Raw genomic sequence first — 15,166 nt, 5'->3', positions numbered from 1 at the left:
ATGGACAAGTTCACGACGCACACCGGCATCGCCGCCCCCCTCAAGCGCTCCGCCGTCGACACCGACCAGATCATCCCCGCCGTCTACCTCAAGCGCGTCACCAAGACCGGCTTCGAGGACGCCCTGTTCGCGAACTGGCGGCAGGACCCGCAGTTCGTGCTCAACCAGCCCGTCTACGCGGGCGCGAGCATCCTCGTGGCAGGTCCCGACTTCGGCACCGGGTCCAGCCGCGAGCACGCGGTCTGGGCGCTGCGGGACTTCGGCTTCTCGGTCGTGCTGAGCCCCAAGTTCGCCGACATCTTCCGCGGCAACGCCGGAAAGCAGGGCCTGGTCACCGGAGTGATCTCGGAGGCCGATCTGGAAGCGGTGTGGGCGGTCATCGACGCCGACCCCGGCGTGCGGATGACGGTCGACCTCGACTCGCGACGCGCCACCATCGGCGACCTCGACGTCGCTTTCGACATCGATGATTACACTAGGTGGCGGCTTCTCGAAGGGCTCGACGACATCGGGCTCACCCTGCGCGAGGCAGACAAGATCGCGCAGTTCGAGGCTCGCCGCGAGGCGTGGCGGCCACGGACGCTTCCTGTTCCGTAAGCCAGGTCGGCGCCCCACCAGGGCATCCCGACCGCCGCACATCGCCCCTCGAGAACACCAAGTGAGGTCTACCGGATGAAGTCTCTTCTCGGCGTCGAAGCCGAAACGAAGTCGGGAGAGAAGGAAATGGCCGGTGAAGTACTGGCGATCCGTGGCGGTCGACCGCTGACCGGCCGGGTCGAGGTCAAGGGTGCCAAGAACCTCGTGACGAAGGCCATGGTCGCCGCGCTGCTGGGTGAGACGGCGAGCACGCTGCGCGACGTTCCCGACATCAGCGACGTGCAGGTCGTCCGATCTCTCCTCGAAGTGCATGGTGTCCGCGTCGACGACGGAGACGAGGACGGCACTTTCCACCTCGACCCGAGCGGCGCTGTGGCAGCGCACTTCGAAGAGATCGATGCCCACGCCGGGGCGTCACGCATCCCGATCCTGTTCTGCGGACCGCTGCTGCATCTGCTCGGTGAGGCGCTCATCCCCGATCTCGGCGGGTGCCGTATCGGCGACCGGCCGATCAACTTCCACATGGACGCGTTGCGCGCGTTCGGGGCGGTCGTCGACAAGAGCTACGAGGGCATTCGCATCACTGCGCCGAACGGGCTGCACGGGGCGAACATCGATCTGCCGTATCCCAGCGTGGGTGCGACCGAGCAGGTGCTGCTCACGGCCGTCAAGGCGAAGGGCACCACCGAGCTACGCAACGCCGCCATCGAGCCCGAGATCATGGACCTGATCGCGGTGCTGCAGAAGATGGGCGCGATCATCTCGTACGAGCCCAACCGCGTGATCCTCATCGAGGGCGTCGATACTCTCCAGGGCTACGACCACCGGGCGATCTTCGACCGCAACGAAGCTGCATCGTGGGCCTGCGCCGCTCTCGCCACCGACGGCGACATCTTCGTCGGCGGAGCGAAGCAGCAGGAGATGCTGACGTTCCTCAATGTGTTCCGCAAGGCGGGTGGCTGGTTCGACGTCCGCGAGGACGGCATCCAGTTCCGTCGCGGCGGGACGCTCAAGCCCGTGGTCGTCGAGACCGACGTCCATCCGGGCTTCATGACCGACTGGCAGCAGCCGCTCATCGTCGCTCTCACTCAGGCTCACGGCGAGTCCGTCGTCCACGAGACGGTGTACGAGAACCGCCTCGGCTTCACCGAGGCGCTCAACCTCATGGGCGCCGATATCGTCGTGCATCCGCATGGCATCGATTCGACCGTCCGCCGGGTTCCCCGACGCGACCTCGAGCAGGCTGCAGTCATCAACGGCCCCACTGCCCTGCACGGCGCGGACGTCGTCGTTCCCGACCTTCGCGGCGGCTACAGCTACGTCATTGCGGCGCTGGCGGCCGAGGGCGAGTCCGTGGTCCGCAACATCGGGATCATCCGGCGGGGATACGAGAAGTTCCTCACGAAGCTCGAGACCCTCGGCGCCGACTTCGACGTCATCGGGTGACGCGGGTGGCCCCGAACCGCCCCCGCGCGTCGCGGGAGAAGACGCGACCCAGCCTGTTCTGGCCCCTCGCGGCCGTCGCCGTCCCGCTCCTGGGACTCATCTTCAAGGTCGAGGTCGACGGCGGCGACAAGCTGCCCCGCGACGGTGCGTTCGTCCTCGCGCCGAATCACGCGAGCGAGATCGACCCCCTCGTGGTCGCCCTGGCGGTATGGCGCATGGGCCGGGCGCCCCGGTTCATGGCCAAGGAGAGCCTGTTCCGAGTGCCCGTGCTCGGATGGGTGCTGCGCAGGACCGGCATGATCCCCGTCGCCCGCTCCGCGTCGGCATCGGCGGCGAAGGCGACGCTCGAGGCGTCCGAGACACTGGTTCGCCATGGCCGCGGCGTCATCGTCTACCCCGAAGGCACGCTCACCCGTGATCCGGATCTGTGGCCCATGCGCGGCAAGACCGGAGCGGTCCGGCTCGCCCTGGCCGGCGGCATCCCGCTCATCCCCATGGCGCAGTGGGGTGCGCAGCAGGTGCTTCCGCGCTACGGCAAGCTGAAGCTGTGGCCGCTGCGACGTCGTGTGACCGTCCTCTTCGGAGACCCCCTCGACCTCTCGGCCTACGAGTCCACACCCGGCCAGCCGTCGGCTCTCGTCGCCGCGACCGACGAGCTCATGGCAGAGATCTCGGTGCTGCTCGCGGAGCTGCGGGGCGAGCCCGCGCCCGCGGAGCGGTGGAATCCCGCCGATCACGGGCAGAAAGAGACCGGTCGCCTTGAGCCGTAGACAGGATTCCTCGCGCCCGCGCGTCGCGGTCGTCGGCGCAGGGAGCTGGGGAACGACGTTCGGCAAGATCCTTGCCGACGGCGGAGCTCACGTGACCATGTGGGCGCGCCGCGCAGAACTGGCGAGCGAGATCCAGGAGGCGAAGCGCAACAGCGAGTACCTTCCCGGGATAAACCTGCCGCGAGACATGCACGCCACGCATCACCTCTCCGAGGCGCTCGAAGGCGCGGACCAGATCTACCTGTCGATTCCGAGCCAGGCGCTGCGCCAGAACCTCAAGGCCGTCCGCCCGCTCGTATCGAAGACCGATGTGCCGATCGTGTCGCTCATGAAGGGCGTCGAGCGGCGCACCGGGCTGCGCATGAGTCAGGTCATCGAACAGGAGCTGCACTGCGACCTGGCCCGCATCGCCGTCGCCTCGGGGCCGAACCTCGCCCTCGAGATCGCGCGCGAGCAGCCGACGGCGGCCGTCATCTCGTCGACCAGCCAGGAGACCGCGGATGCCGTCGCCCGGCGCGCGCGCAACCACTACTTCCGCACGTTCGTCAATACCGATGTCATCGGCACCGAGTTCGGCGGTGTGCTGAAGAACCTGATCGCGGTCGCGATCGGCATCGTCGACGGGGTGGGCTATGGCGAGAACACCAAGGCGTCCATCATCACGCGCGGACTCGTCGAGATGACGGACTTCGCGGTCGCGTTCGGCGCGCAGCCCGAGACTCTGCAGGGACTCGCCGGCCTCGGCGACCTGATCGCGACATGCCAGTCGCCGCTGAGCCGCAACAACACCGCCGGGCGGCTGCTCGGTCAGGGATACCGCTTCGACGACGTGGTCAAGCAGATGAATCAGACGGCAGAGGGACTCGCGTCCGTGGCTCCCGTGCTGCAGCTGGCTCGAGAGGTCGGCGTCGATATGCCGATCGTCGAGCAGGTCAAGATGGTTCTGGACGGGACGATGAACCCGCGCGACATCGCGCCTCATCTCACGACCGATGACGACACTCCGAAGGGCGAGAGGACGCAGAATGGACAGGCCGGCGGTGGCGGTGCTCTTTGGAGGTCGCTCCAGCGAGCACTCGATCAGTTCCGCAACGGCGGGAGGGGTCCTGCGGGCGATCGACCGTGATCGCTACCGGGTGATCCCGATCGGAATCACCCGCGACGGTGTGTTCGTTCTCGAGGACGACGACCCCGACAAGTTCGCCCTGGATGCCGACCGGCTTCCGGAGGTGGTCGACAACGGCACCCGCGTGCTCTGGCCCGAAGGCGGCGCCGACCGCACCGTGCGGGTACGGCGCGCGGACGGAACCGTCGACGCGCTGGGCGACCTCGACGTGGTGCTGCCGATCCTGCACGGCGTGCACGGCGAGGACGGCACCGTGCAGGGGTTCTTCGACACCCTCGGCATCCCGTACGCGGGGGGTGGCGTGCTGGATTCGGCCCTGTGCATGGACAAGCACTTCATGAAGATCGTTCTCGCGGCCGCAGGAGTGCCGGTGTCGCCGTGGGTGACGGTCACCCGTGCACGCTGGGATCTCGATCCCGCGGGTGTGCGTGCGGATGCCGCGACTCTGGGCGAGCCGTCGTTCGTCAAGCCTGCCCGCGCCGGCTCCAGCGTCGGCGTCTCGAAGGTGCACGATGCCTCCGAGCTCGACGAGGCCCTGGCGATCGCGTTCGCCGAAGACGACAAGGTGCTCATCGAGTCGGCGATCGTCGGCCGCGAGGTCGAGGTCGCCATCCTCGAAGGCCGTGCCGGCGCCGCCCCGCGGGCGTCGCTGCCGGGCGAGATCGTGCTGACCACCCGCGAGTTCTACGACTTCGAGGGCAAGTACCTCGGCGGCGACGGCGCGGAGGTCGTGTGCCCCGCAGAACTGACGGATGCCGAGATCGCCGCCATCCAGCAGCTCGGGGTCCAGGCGTTCCAGGCAGTCGACGGTCGCGGCCTCGCACGCGTGGACTTCTTCCTCGCCGCCGATGGGCTCTACGTCAACGAGCTCAACACGATGCCGGGATTCACCCCGATCTCGATGTTCCCGAAGTGCTGGATCGCGTCGGGAATGACGTATCCGGAGCTGATCACCGAGCTCATCGACACCGCGCTGGAGCGCGCGGCCTGACGAACGGGTCAGGGAACGGGCGTCGCGTCCTCGCGGCCGACGCATTGCCCGTCCACCGGCAGCGTCGCGACGATCGGCGAGATCGCATCGAGCACGTCGCGGCTCGACACACCGGCGCCGTCGTCGCCGACTTCGGTATCGAGGTAGATCTCCACGGCGGGTGTGCGGCCGTACGTGGTGACGCGGAATCGCGGAGCGTCGGTCTCGTCGATGATCCAGTCGACGCCGGCCACTGTTTCGCAGCGCATCGTCGTGGGGCCCGGCGCGGTGACACCGCACGTCAGCAGGATGGTCGCGGGATCGCCCCAGGCCCCGGTGGCCTGCGCATCCGTCCACCGTCGGGGCTGGTCGCCGATGGCGCCGGGCAGTCGCACGCTCACCTCGGCGCACGCCGGATCGTCGGAGCCGTCGGCCGGCTCGAGGTTGACGGTCGCCGCGCATCCGGTGAGGCCGATGCCCGCCATGATCGCGAGCGCGACCGTGGCGGCGAAGTGGGTCAATCGCACCGCTCCAGGCTAACCCGGCTCGCCCGGCTCTCCCGCCTCACGCCGCAGCGGCGGAGGCGCCGTGCCCCTGAGCGCACGATCGACGGGGCGAGCGGCGGTAGCGTGGGGGCGTGGTCGACGAGCGCACGGATCCGACGGTCGGAGAACTCAGCGAAGGGGCGATCCTTCGACGGATACTTGAGCGGGTCGGCGCGTCGAACGCCGAGGTGGGTCCGGGTGACGACGCTGCGGTGATCGCGACCGCAGACGGCCGGGTCGTCGCGACCGTCGACACGCTCGTGCACGGTCCGGACTTCCGTCTCGCGTGGTCGAGCGGCTTCGATCTCGGATTCAAGGCGGCGGCGGTGAATCTGGCCGATGTCGCGGCGATGGGCGCGACGCCGACCGCGCTGCTGGTCGCCCTCGCGATGCCCGATTCGACGCGCCTCTCGTTCGTTTCGGGGCTCGCCGAGGGACTGCGCGCCGCGTGCGACGAACTGGCACCCGGCTGCACGATCGAGGGCGGCGATCTGACCGTGAGCGACACCCTGACGGTGGCCGTCACCGCGCTCGGCGCGCTCGCGGGCCGAGCGCCGGTGCTGCGCTCCGGCGCGCGCGTCGGCGACACCGTCGCCGTGGCGGGCGAGCTCGGCCGTGCGGGCCGTGGACTGCGCATTCTCTTCGAGCGGTTCACGGATGCCGCCGGCGTTCCGATCCCGATCGATGAGCGTGTGCTCGACGAGGACGAGCGCCGCGACCTCGCCGCACAGCTGCGCCCCGCTCCACCCGTGGCTTTCGGACCGATCGCCGCGGACGCGGGCGCGCGGGCGATGATGGATGTGTCGGACGGGCTCGTGCTTGACGCATCGCGTATGGCTGCGGCATCCGATGTCACCATCGCTCTCGACTCGCTCGCGCTCGCGCCGGATGTCGACTCTGCGCTCACCGGCGGCGAGGACCACGCGTTGCTGGCGACATTCCGGTCCGATCGCCCATTGCCCCACGGCTTCCGCCGCATCGGCGAGGTGCTCGCCCGAGGCGAGGCGGGCGTGCTCGTGGACGGGCATGCCCACGCCGGACGCGGCGGGTGGGATCCCTACCGCGACTGGGATTCGCACACGGGCTGACCCGTCGACGGGGGATCGCTGTCGGCGGCGCCGTTAGCCTGAGGATGATGACCGAGCTGCTCCCGCGATCGCGACCCGAAGACCAGGGTGTTCCCTCTGCCGCGTTGGCGCGGCTCGTGACCGCCCTGGACGAGATCCAGCACGTGCACACGGCGACGGTGATCCGGCACGGGCACGTGGTGCTCGAGGCGACATGGGAGCCGTATGACCGCGACGCGCCTCACGCGATGTACTCCGTGAGCAAGAGCTTCACCTCGATGGCGGTGGGGCTTGCGATCGACGAGGGACTCTTCGCTCTCGACGACCGCGTCGCGGAGCTCTTGCCCGACCTCATGCCCGCCGAGTCGTCCCTGCACCTCGATGCGATGCGTGTGCGCCACCTGCTGACGATGTCGACGGGCCACGACGCCGAACCGCAGGACTGGGGCGAAGACTGGGGGCGAACGGCCCTCGCGGCGCCGATCGTCCACGAACCCGGCAGCCACTGGCTCTACAACACACCCGCGACCTACCTGCTGTCCGAGATCGTGCAGCATCGCTCCGGCATGCGCGTGCGGGACTTCCTTGAGCCGCGATTGTTCGCCCCACTGGGGATCGATACGCCGTGGTGGCTGCAGAGCCCGACCGGTGTCGATGCGGGCGGCTTCGGTCTGATGCTCCGCGCCGAGGAGCTCGCCGTCTTCGGCCAGCTGCTGCTGCAGCGCGGCGAATGGCAGGGACGCTCGCTGGTGCCGGCATCGTGGATCGACACGGCGACGAGCGCGCAGATCGCGAACGGCACGGGCAACGCGGGCGACTGGGGCCAGGGCTACGGATTCCAGTTCTGGCGCTGCCGGCACGGGGCCTATCGCGGCGACGGTGCTTTCGGTCAGTACGTCGTGGTGATGCCCGAGCAGGATGCCGTCGTCGTGATCACGGGAGGGCTGCCCGACATGCAGGCGCCGCTCCGTGTGCTCTGGCGCGAACTGCTGCCCGCTTTCGACACGACCGGGCCGTCCGCGCCGCTTCCCGCGCTCCTCGGGATCGCGCCCGTCGGCGGCGTGCGGCACGAGGCCGTGGTGGAGCATCGCTACGCCGACGGTCCGATCCGGCTGTTGCGAATCGAGGGCGAGAGGCTCAGGATCAACGACGGCGAACTGCGGTGCGCACCCGACTCGTGGACGACGGGCGAGTTCTCACTGGAGGGTGAGCGGGATTGGTACGGCGATCTGGTCGCGGTGTCCGGCGGATGGCGGGGTGACGACTTCGTCGCCGATCTCCGCGTCCTTCACGATGCGATGACGTTCCGGCTCACGCTGGCACCGACGGGCGCGCTCGCGATCACGCGTGACGTCGGCTTCGATGGCAGCGACGTCTGGAGTGGCGTTCCGATTCCGAATCCGTGATCGGGTCCCGGCATGCCTAGCGCGCGGGATCCGATCCGCCGCTCGCCGCGTCCTCGCCGTCTGCCGCCAGGGTGGTCGCCCACCACAGTGTCGTGTCGCCGTACCGCTTCGACCGGGTCGCGGTGAGCCGGGCGGGCAGAGCCGGTTCGGGGGAGCGCGAACCGCGCTCGATGACCACCACCGCGCCCTCGGCGAGCAGCGGCACCAGCAGAGCGAGGGTCGACGAGAGTTCGGATTCGCCCACGTCGTAGGGCGGATCGAGGAAGACCACGTCGAATGGGCCCCGCGCGGTGCGGAGGAATCCGTCGGCGCCGCTGCGGTGCACGCGCAGGGCGGCATCCGGACCCACCGCCTTCGCGACGCGCCCGGCGTTGCGTTGGGCGACGGCGGCGGCACGCGGGTTCTTCTCGACCAGATCGGCGGATGCCGCGCCCCGGCTCACCGCCTCGAATGCGAGCGCACCCGATCCCGCGTAAAGATCGAGCACAGCAGCGCCGCGGAGCAGATCGGACGACTCGAGCGCGCCGAACAGGGATTCGCGGACGCGGTCGCTCGTCGGGCGCGTTCCGGCGTCAGGGACGTCGAGCGTGAGGGAGCCGGCCCGTCCGGCGATGATGCGCGTCACCCCTTCACGATATCCGGGTGCTCCTCCGGTGGAGTCCGCGCACGGCACTGGACCGACGCCCCCTATGATCACGACAGGGAGCGCATCGTTCCGACGGAAGTGAGCCGAGATGATCCACCGTACGACGAGGATCGCAGCCATCGCGCTGAGCGCCGGCCTGAGCGCCGTCGCACTCGTGGGGTGCGCGGGCGGAGCGCAGACGCCGACAGCGTCTCCCACTTCTACGCCCACGCATTCGGAGTCGGTGATGCCGACCCCGATTCCCACTGCCACCCCGACGCCGACCGCAGCGCCGGTGACCCTGCCGACGGACTGCAACGCGCTCGCCACCGACGCCACGCGTGCTGCGGCCGTCGGCGACATGACGCTGCAGAGCAACGGCGAGGGTTTCGTGCGCCCGGCACCCGAGGGCGCGACCCTCGCCCTCGGCTGCGATTGGATCGTCGGCGATGCGACCGGCATGCTGCTGCTGATCAGCACGGCCACCCCCGAAGCGGTCACCGCTGCCGTGGGGACGCTCCCCGGCGAGGGGTATACGTGCCAGGTCGCCGATGACTTCGGTGCACAGGTCTGCGTGCTCCCCGGCACGGGCAGCGACACCGAGGAGATCATCGTCGCCCGGGACGGGGTCTGGATCTATCTGTCCACCGTGAACCGGAACGGCTGGGCGTTCCTGGAGGAGATCGCGCAGGGCATCTTCGGTTGAGCCTCCCGGCACCGCGTCCGGGCGGTTCTGGGAACGAGGACGTCAGGCGATCGCCGCATCCTCTTCTCGCAGCCGAGGCTCGGTGCGAAACTCCGGGCGCAGTCCGGACTTGTCGGCGTAGAAGGCGCGGATGACGTTCATGTCGGCGACCACGTCGCCGGTGAGTTCGATCGTCGGCCCGAGGCCCGTCGTCATCGTGGTGCGGTCGACGTACCCGAGGGTCACCGGCAGGCCCGCTTCTCGGGCGATCCGGTAGAACCCCGACTTCCAGTACGTGCCCGAGCCGCGGGTGCCCTCGGGGGTGACGACGAGACCGAAGACCTCTCCCGCACGGATGCGCTCGACGACATCGGAGACGACACGCGACGCATCGGCGCGGTCCACGGGTATGCCGCCGAGCTTCTTCATGAGGGGGCCGCGCCACCCTCGGAACAGGCTCGACTTGCCCAGCCACCGCACCGGGATCTGTAGACGCCAGGCGATCCCGAGCATGAGGAGGAAGTCCCAGTTCGAGGTGTGGGGCGCGCCCAGCAGCACAGTGGGTCGATCGGGGGCCGGCTCGGTGGACAGCGTCCAGCGACTGCAGGCCCAGTACACGCGGGAGGCGAGTCGTCGGAGCATCCCGCAACCCTATGGGCAGCTGCTGGGGTAACGCCGACAGCGTCCGCGCCGGATCCTAGACTCGAGGCATGGCGTCCTTCACCCTCGACTCCCGCCTCGACGGCGCAGTCGGCGGAAAGACCGCGTCGGCCCTCGATCGAGCGTTCGGCATGAAGACCGTCGGTGACCTCCTCATGCACTATCCGCGTCGCTACGCCCGGCGCGGCGAGCTCACCCAGATCTCGTCGCTGCCCGTCGGCGAATCGGTGACGATCGTCGCCGAGGTGCGGCGTGCAGGCGAGCGGCGCATGAAGAACCGCAACGGCTCGCTGCTCGAGGTCGTGATCAGCGACGGCAACGGCGATCTATCGCTCACGTTCTTCAATCAGGCGTGGCGATTGAAGGACCTTCAGCCCGGACGCCGTGGCATTTTCGCGGGCAAGGTGGGGGAGTACCGCGGCATCAAGCAGCTCGCACACCCCGATTACGAGCTGTTCGATGACGTCGAGATGGCGCGGATGACCGCCGAGGCGAACGTCAACCTGCCGATCCCGATCTATCCCGCGACGAGCACGGTCGCGAGCTGGCAGTTCCAGAGGATCGTGGCGCTCGTGCTCGACGGGCTCGGGGAGGTGACCGAGCCGCTTCCCGAGGAACTGCGCATGCGGCACGACCTGATCGCCGCCCGCGACGCGATCGAGCGCATCCACCGTCCCGAATTCTTCGACCAGATCGAGCCTGCGCGCGAGACGCTGCGGATGCAGGAGGCGTTCGTGCTGCAGGTCGCGCTGCTGCAGCAGCGCGCTTTCGTGCGGGCGCTGTCGGCCACGGTTCGCGCCCCCGGCCCGATCCTCGAGCGCTTCGACGCCGACCTTCCCTTCCCCCGCACCCCCGATCAGATCAGTGTCGGCGACGACATCGCGCGAGACCTGCAGGGGGAGTGGCCGATGAACCGGCTCGTGCAGGGCGAGGTGGGCTCGGGCAAGACCCTGGTAGCGCTGCGGGCGATGCTCCAGGTCGCGCAGTCGGGCGGGCAGTCGGCGCTGATCGCACCGACCGAGGTGCTCGCCGCACAGCACGTCAGATCGATCGCGCGGATGCTGGGGCGCGAGCTCGCCCCACAGCTCATGCCGACGCTGCTCACCGGCCAGCTTCCGGCGGCGGAGCGACGCAAGGCCGCGCTTCGCGCCGCATCGGGGCAGGCGCGCATCGTGGTCGGCACGCACGCGCTGCTCAGCGAGAGCACGACGTTCGCAGATCTCGGCCTGGTCGTCGTCGACGAGCAGCACCGGTTCGGTGTCGAGCAGCGCGAATCGCTGCGTGCCAAGGGCTCGTCGCCGCACGCGCTCGTGCTGACCGCCACACCGATCCCTCGCACGGTGGCGATGACCGTCTTCGGCGACCTCGATGTCTCGACCATCCGCACGATGCCGGTGGGCCGCGCCGGCATCCAGACCTTCGTCGCTCCTCTCCACGAGAAGCCCGCATGGTTCGGGCGCGTGTGGGATCGCATCGCGGAAGAAGTGGGGCTGGGCCGGCAGGCGTTCGTCGTCTGCGCCGCGATCGACGCCGAGGCGCTCACGAAGGACGACACCGCAGACGAAGCGCCCGGGGCGGAAGAAGGCGAGACCGGCCGCACCCGATGGGGCGTGGTGCAGGTCGCGGATCTGCTGTCGCGGCATCCGGCGTTCTCCGCCATACGGGTCGAGATCCTGCATGGCAAGATGCCATCCGACGAGAAGGATGCCGTCATGCAGGCCTTCGCTCGCGGTGACATCGACGTGCTCGTCGCGACGACGGTCGTCGAGGTCGGTGTCGACGTGCCCAACGCCTCGACGATGGCGATCCTCGAGGCCGACCGCTTCGGCGTGTCGCAGCTGCATCAGCTGCGGGGCCGCGTCGGTCGCGGCGCAGTCCCGGGGCTCTGCCTTCTCGTGACCGAGGCGCCGCAGGCGACGCCGGCGCGCGAGCGGGTGGAGGCGGTGGCCTCCACGCTGGATGGATTCGTGCTGGCCGAGATCGACCTCGAACTGCGCGGCGAGGGCGACGTGCTGGGCGGCGCCCAGTCCGGTGCCCGGTCGTCGCTTCGCCTGCTGCGGGTCGTGAAGGATGCAGATGTGATCGCCGAGGCCCGCATCGCCGCGGAGCAGGTGCTGGCCGAAGACCCGGCGCTGCGGCGCCACCCGGGACTCGCGGCCGCACTGGAGCGCAACGTCGGCATGGCCGAGCGTGCCGCGCTCGCAAAGAACTGACCAGCCTCGCCGAGCGTCGGCGGGGTCCCGTTAGGCTGGGCGCATGAGCAGCCGGATCGCCGTCGTCCCGGGGTCGTTCGATCCTCCGACCCTCGGCCACCTCGATGTGATCCGCCGCGCGGCATCGCTGTACGACCAGCTGCACGTGCTCGTCGTCCACAACCCCGGCAAAGAAGCCATGCTCCCGATCTCGCAGCGCCAGATGCTGCTGGAGCAGTCGATCGCCGAGAGCAATGTCGAGGGGGATATCGTCGTCGCGTCATGGAGCATGGGACTCCTGGTCGACTACGCGACGGATGTCGGGGCCGGTGTCCTGGTGAAGGGCATCCGCTCGCAGATCGACGTGGCCTACGAGACCCCGATGGCGATCGTGAACCGCCACCTCGCCCACGTCGAGACGGTATTCCTGCTGCCTGACCCGGCGCACGCGCTGGTGTCGAGTTCGCTGGTGCGTCAGGTGGCGTCACTCGGAGGCGACGTGTCGCCGTACGTGCCGCCGGTCGTGGCCCGCTTCCTCGACACCGGCGCCCGCGGCATCTGATCCGCGGCCCCATTTCCGTCGTTCGGCGCCCGTCCAGCGGGGCACCGGTACGATGGGGGATCGTGGTCAGAAAGCATGTATCAGGTCCCTTCGTGATCCCGGTGAGAGACCTGGTGCATCTCTCCGGCGAGATGCGCGAGTTCACCCTCGAATCGCCGGCCCCCGCGAAGTGGGGTGAAGGCCTTGTCTCGGTCGCCCAGAGCGAGCCGGTAACGGTTGATGTCCGTCTGGAGTCCGTGCACGAGGGGATCCTCGCGTCCGGAACCATCGCCACGGAGTACACCGGCATCTGCGGACGATGCCTCACCGAACTCGCCGAGGGGCTCGAAGTCGAGTTTCAGGAGCTTTTCGCGTATCCTGGACAGGAAGAAACTGACTTCGAGGTTCAAGACGACCACGTGGATCTTGAAACTCTGGTCAGGGAAGCGGTAGTCCTGTCGCTTCCGTTTCAGCCGGTATGTCAGCCGGATTGCCCCGGCCTCGATCCGGCCACGGGTGAGCGGATGGCCGATCACACCGGATCAGAGCAGCGTGAGCCCCTCGATACTCGCTGGGCTGCGCTCCAGGACTACACCACAGACCACGACGACGAATCACCGCGCTCCCGCGGCTGATCTCGGCGTCGAGAACACAGAAGAGAGCAAGCCATGGCAGGTAACCCCCCGAAGCGGAAGGTCTCCCGCTCCAACACTCGTTCGCGTCGCGCGCAGTGGAAGGCGGCGCCCATCACGCTGACCACCACCATCGAGAACGGCAAGACGGTCTACAGCCGTCCGCACCAGGCGAAGGTCGTCACCGACTCGCAGGGCACCGAGCTGTTCCTCGAGTACAAGGGCCGCAAGGTCGCCGACGTCTGATCGTCGCAGTCGGCCTGAGGTGACGAACGTCGCCGCCGAGCGCATGGCGCTCGCAGATCTCTCGCAGAAGCTCGGAGTCGATATCGACTCCGGGCTTCTGTCGCTGGCGCTGACGCACCGCTCCTGGGCGTACGAGAACGGGCAGGTGCCCCACAATGAGCGCCTCGAGTTCCTCGGGGACTCCGTGCTCGGGCAGGCTGTTACGGTGCGGTTGTTCACCGCGCACCCGGAGCTCGACGAGGGCGCACTCGCGAAGCGCCGAGCGAGCGTCGTGTCGACTCTGGCGTTGGCCGAGATCGCGCGAGGCATCGGACTGGGACGTCATCTCCTGCTCGGCCGCGGCGAGGACCTCACCGGTGGGCGCGACAAGGACTCGATCCTCGCGGACACCATGGAGGCGATTCTCGGCGCGACCTACCTGTCGGCGGGGCCGGATGAGGCGACCGCGCTCGTGCTGCGACTCGTCGAACCGCTCCTCGAAGACCCCGAGCGCTACGGCGCCGCCATGGACCCCAAGACGAGCCTCCAAGAACTCGCCGCCCACGGCGCGATGCTGCCGCCGGTCTACTCGGTCACCTCGACCGGACCCGATCACGATCGTATGTTCACCGCAACCGTGGTCGTTGGCGACCTGGCGCGCGAAGGCATGGGCACGAGCAAGAAGCACGCTGAGATGGCTGCCGCGCTGAGCGCCTGGCGAGAACTCAGCGGGCGTGCCTGAACTCCCCGAAGTCGAAGTCGTCCGCGCGGGGCTCGCGCCCGCGGTCACCGGTGCGACGGTGCTCGCCGTCACGGTTTTCGATGAGCGCGCGCTGACCCGTCATCGGGGTGACGGAGCGCAGTTCGAGGCGGCGCTCACCGGGCGCGTGATCCGGGCTGCCGCACGGCGTGGCAAGTTCCTGTGGCTCCCGCTCGAGCCTCGCGCCGGCGGCATCCCCGCCGATGCGGTGGTCGGGCATCTGGGCATGAGCGGCCAGATGCTGCTGCGCACGCCCGGCGCCGCACCCGAGCGCCATGAGCGCGTGCGCCTCGATCTCGCCCACCCCGTGCACGGCGAGGTCTCGGTGGTCTTCGCCGACCAGCGCACATTCGGATCTCTCGCGATCGACGATCTCGTCGCGACGGGTGACGGCGCGCCCGGTGGGTATGGAACGGCCGAGGCATCCGTCCCGGCGCAGGTCGCACACATTGCGCGCGATCCTCTCGATCCCGCCTTTTCGGATGCCGCGTTCCGCACTGCGCTCGCACGCAAGGATTCCGCGCTCAAGAGGGTGCTGCTGGATCAGATGGTGATCAGCGGCGTCGGGAACATCTATGCCGACGAGTCGCTGTGGGCCGCGCGCATCCATCCCGAGACTCCCGCCCGCACGCTGTCGGCGAGAGCCGTGAACCGCGTGCTCGCCGAGGTGCGCCATGTGCTCGAGAAGGCACTCGCCGAAGGCGGCACCAGCTTCGACGCCCAGTACGTGAACGTCAACGGTCAGGCGGGCTACTTCGCGCACTCGCTCAACGCGTACGGACGCACGGGTGAGCCGTGTCCGCGTTGCGGCCGACCCCTCGTGCGTGTGTCTTTCACGAACAGGTCGAGCCATTTCTGCCCGCATTGCCAGCGCGCGCCGCACGCTGTGGGGAGCACGGCGCGCGCGTAGCGTGCAACG

17 protein-coding genes are annotated in these 15,166 nt (G+C 69.0%); 14 read left to right on the top strand and 3 right to left on the bottom strand.

The annotated features are described in order from the left end of the window. The 5 genes from leuD (at nucleotide 1) to KEC57_RS09465 (ending at nucleotide 4,930) form a co-directional block, all read left to right on the top strand. On the top strand, nucleotides 1-597 hold the full coding sequence (leuD, locus tag KEC57_RS09485) for a 3-isopropylmalate dehydratase small subunit (protein WP_229384340.1): 597 nt from the start codon (nucleotides 1-3) through the stop codon (nucleotides 595-597). Nucleotides 598-723: 126 nt separating this feature from the next. Beyond that, nucleotides 724-2,043, top strand: coding sequence for a UDP-N-acetylglucosamine 1-carboxyvinyltransferase (gene murA, locus KEC57_RS09480; protein WP_372457013.1), 1,320 nt, complete (start codon nucleotides 724-726; stop codon nucleotides 2,041-2,043). Further along, on the top strand, nucleotides 2,040-2,813 hold the full coding sequence (locus tag KEC57_RS09475; protein ID WP_229384338.1) for a lysophospholipid acyltransferase family protein: 774 nt from the start codon (nucleotides 2,040-2,042) through the stop codon (nucleotides 2,811-2,813). Before murA ends, KEC57_RS09475 begins: the two co-directional genes overlap by 4 nt. Continuing rightward, the gene (locus KEC57_RS09470) at nucleotides 2,803-3,939 is read left to right on the top strand and encodes an NAD(P)H-dependent glycerol-3-phosphate dehydrogenase (protein WP_229384336.1); all 1,137 of its coding nucleotides are present in this window, start codon (nucleotides 2,803-2,805) and stop codon (nucleotides 3,937-3,939) included. The genes KEC57_RS09475 and KEC57_RS09470 overlap by 11 nt, the downstream gene beginning before the upstream one ends. Further along, nucleotides 3,839-4,930, top strand: coding sequence for a D-alanine--D-alanine ligase family protein (locus KEC57_RS09465; RefSeq protein ID WP_229384335.1), 1,092 nt, complete (start codon nucleotides 3,839-3,841; stop codon nucleotides 4,928-4,930). Before KEC57_RS09470 ends, KEC57_RS09465 begins: the two co-directional genes overlap by 101 nt. 8 nt (nucleotides 4,931-4,938) lie before the next feature. Here KEC57_RS09465 and KEC57_RS09460 read toward each other — a convergent pair whose 3' ends face one another. Continuing rightward, complete coding sequence (locus tag KEC57_RS09460) at nucleotides 4,939-5,436, bottom strand: DUF3515 family protein (RefSeq protein ID WP_229384334.1); 498 nt, start codon at nucleotides 5,434-5,436, stop codon at nucleotides 4,939-4,941. Between the two features lie 110 nt (nucleotides 5,437-5,546). Here KEC57_RS09460 and thiL point away from each other — a divergent pair, with 110 nt between their 5' ends. Beyond that, nucleotides 5,547-6,542 carry a thiamine-phosphate kinase gene (gene thiL / locus KEC57_RS09455; RefSeq protein WP_229384333.1) on the top strand — a complete coding sequence of 332 codons (996 nt, stop codon included), beginning with the start codon at nucleotides 5,547-5,549 and terminating at the stop codon, nucleotides 6,540-6,542. Between the two features lie 47 nt (nucleotides 6,543-6,589). Further along, nucleotides 6,590-7,927 (top strand): serine hydrolase domain-containing protein, encoded by a 1,338-nt coding sequence (locus KEC57_RS09450; protein WP_229384332.1) that lies wholly within the window; start codon nucleotides 6,590-6,592, stop codon nucleotides 7,925-7,927. A gap of 16 nt (nucleotides 7,928-7,943) precedes the next feature. Here KEC57_RS09450 and rsmD read toward each other — a convergent pair whose 3' ends face one another. Next, nucleotides 7,944-8,552, bottom strand: a complete 609-nt coding sequence (rsmD, locus tag KEC57_RS09445) for a 16S rRNA (guanine(966)-N(2))-methyltransferase RsmD (RefSeq protein ID WP_229384330.1) — start codon at nucleotides 8,550-8,552, stop codon at nucleotides 7,944-7,946. Nucleotides 8,553-8,799: 247 nt separating this feature from the next. Between rsmD and KEC57_RS09440 the strand changes: the two genes are divergently transcribed. Further along, nucleotides 8,800-9,258, top strand: a complete 459-nt coding sequence (locus KEC57_RS09440) for a hypothetical protein (protein WP_229384329.1) — start codon at nucleotides 8,800-8,802, stop codon at nucleotides 9,256-9,258. A 42-nt stretch (nucleotides 9,259-9,300) separates the two neighbouring features. Here the strand turns inward: KEC57_RS09440 and KEC57_RS09435 are convergent, their stop codons facing one another. Next, complete coding sequence (locus tag KEC57_RS09435; RefSeq protein WP_229384328.1) at nucleotides 9,301-9,879, bottom strand: 1-acyl-sn-glycerol-3-phosphate acyltransferase; 579 nt, start codon at nucleotides 9,877-9,879, stop codon at nucleotides 9,301-9,303. Nucleotides 9,880-9,947: 68 nt separating this feature from the next. Between KEC57_RS09435 and KEC57_RS09430 the strand changes: the two genes are divergently transcribed. From KEC57_RS09430 to mutM, 6 genes are all read left to right on the top strand, one after another. Next, entirely contained in the window at nucleotides 9,948-12,110 is a 2,163-nt protein-coding gene (locus tag KEC57_RS09430) for an ATP-dependent DNA helicase RecG (protein WP_229384327.1), read from the top strand. A gap of 43 nt (nucleotides 12,111-12,153) precedes the next feature. Further along, a complete protein-coding gene (coaD, locus tag KEC57_RS09425; RefSeq protein WP_229384326.1) occupies nucleotides 12,154-12,651 on the top strand; it encodes a pantetheine-phosphate adenylyltransferase in 498 nt (165 codons plus the stop codon). A 131-nt stretch (nucleotides 12,652-12,782) separates the two neighbouring features. Further along, nucleotides 12,783-13,265 carry a YceD family protein gene (locus KEC57_RS09420; RefSeq protein WP_229384430.1) on the top strand — a complete coding sequence of 161 codons (483 nt, stop codon included), beginning with the start codon at nucleotides 12,783-12,785 and terminating at the stop codon, nucleotides 13,263-13,265. 33 nt (nucleotides 13,266-13,298) lie between these two features. After that, nucleotides 13,299-13,508 carry a 50S ribosomal protein L32 gene (gene rpmF, locus KEC57_RS09415; RefSeq protein ID WP_229384324.1) on the top strand — a complete coding sequence of 70 codons (210 nt, stop codon included), beginning with the start codon at nucleotides 13,299-13,301 and terminating at the stop codon, nucleotides 13,506-13,508. Nucleotides 13,509-13,551: 43 nt separating this feature from the next. Continuing rightward, entirely contained in the window at nucleotides 13,552-14,229 is a 678-nt protein-coding gene (gene rnc / locus KEC57_RS09410; protein ID WP_229384429.1) for a ribonuclease III, read from the top strand. Then, entirely contained in the window at nucleotides 14,222-15,157 is a 936-nt protein-coding gene (gene mutM, locus KEC57_RS09405) for a bifunctional DNA-formamidopyrimidine glycosylase/DNA-(apurinic or apyrimidinic site) lyase (protein ID WP_229384323.1), read from the top strand. Before rnc ends, mutM begins: the two co-directional genes overlap by 8 nt. The last annotated feature ends 9 nt before the right edge of the window (nucleotides 15,158-15,166 follow it).

It is taken from the genome of Microbacterium allomyrinae, assembly GCF_020682705.1.
GTDB classification, from domain to species: Bacteria; Actinomycetota; Actinomycetes; order Actinomycetales; family Microbacteriaceae; genus Microbacterium; species Microbacterium allomyrinae.
Note: the sequence above shows the minus strand (reverse complement) of the source record. Positions and strands in the feature narration are given on the sequence as shown.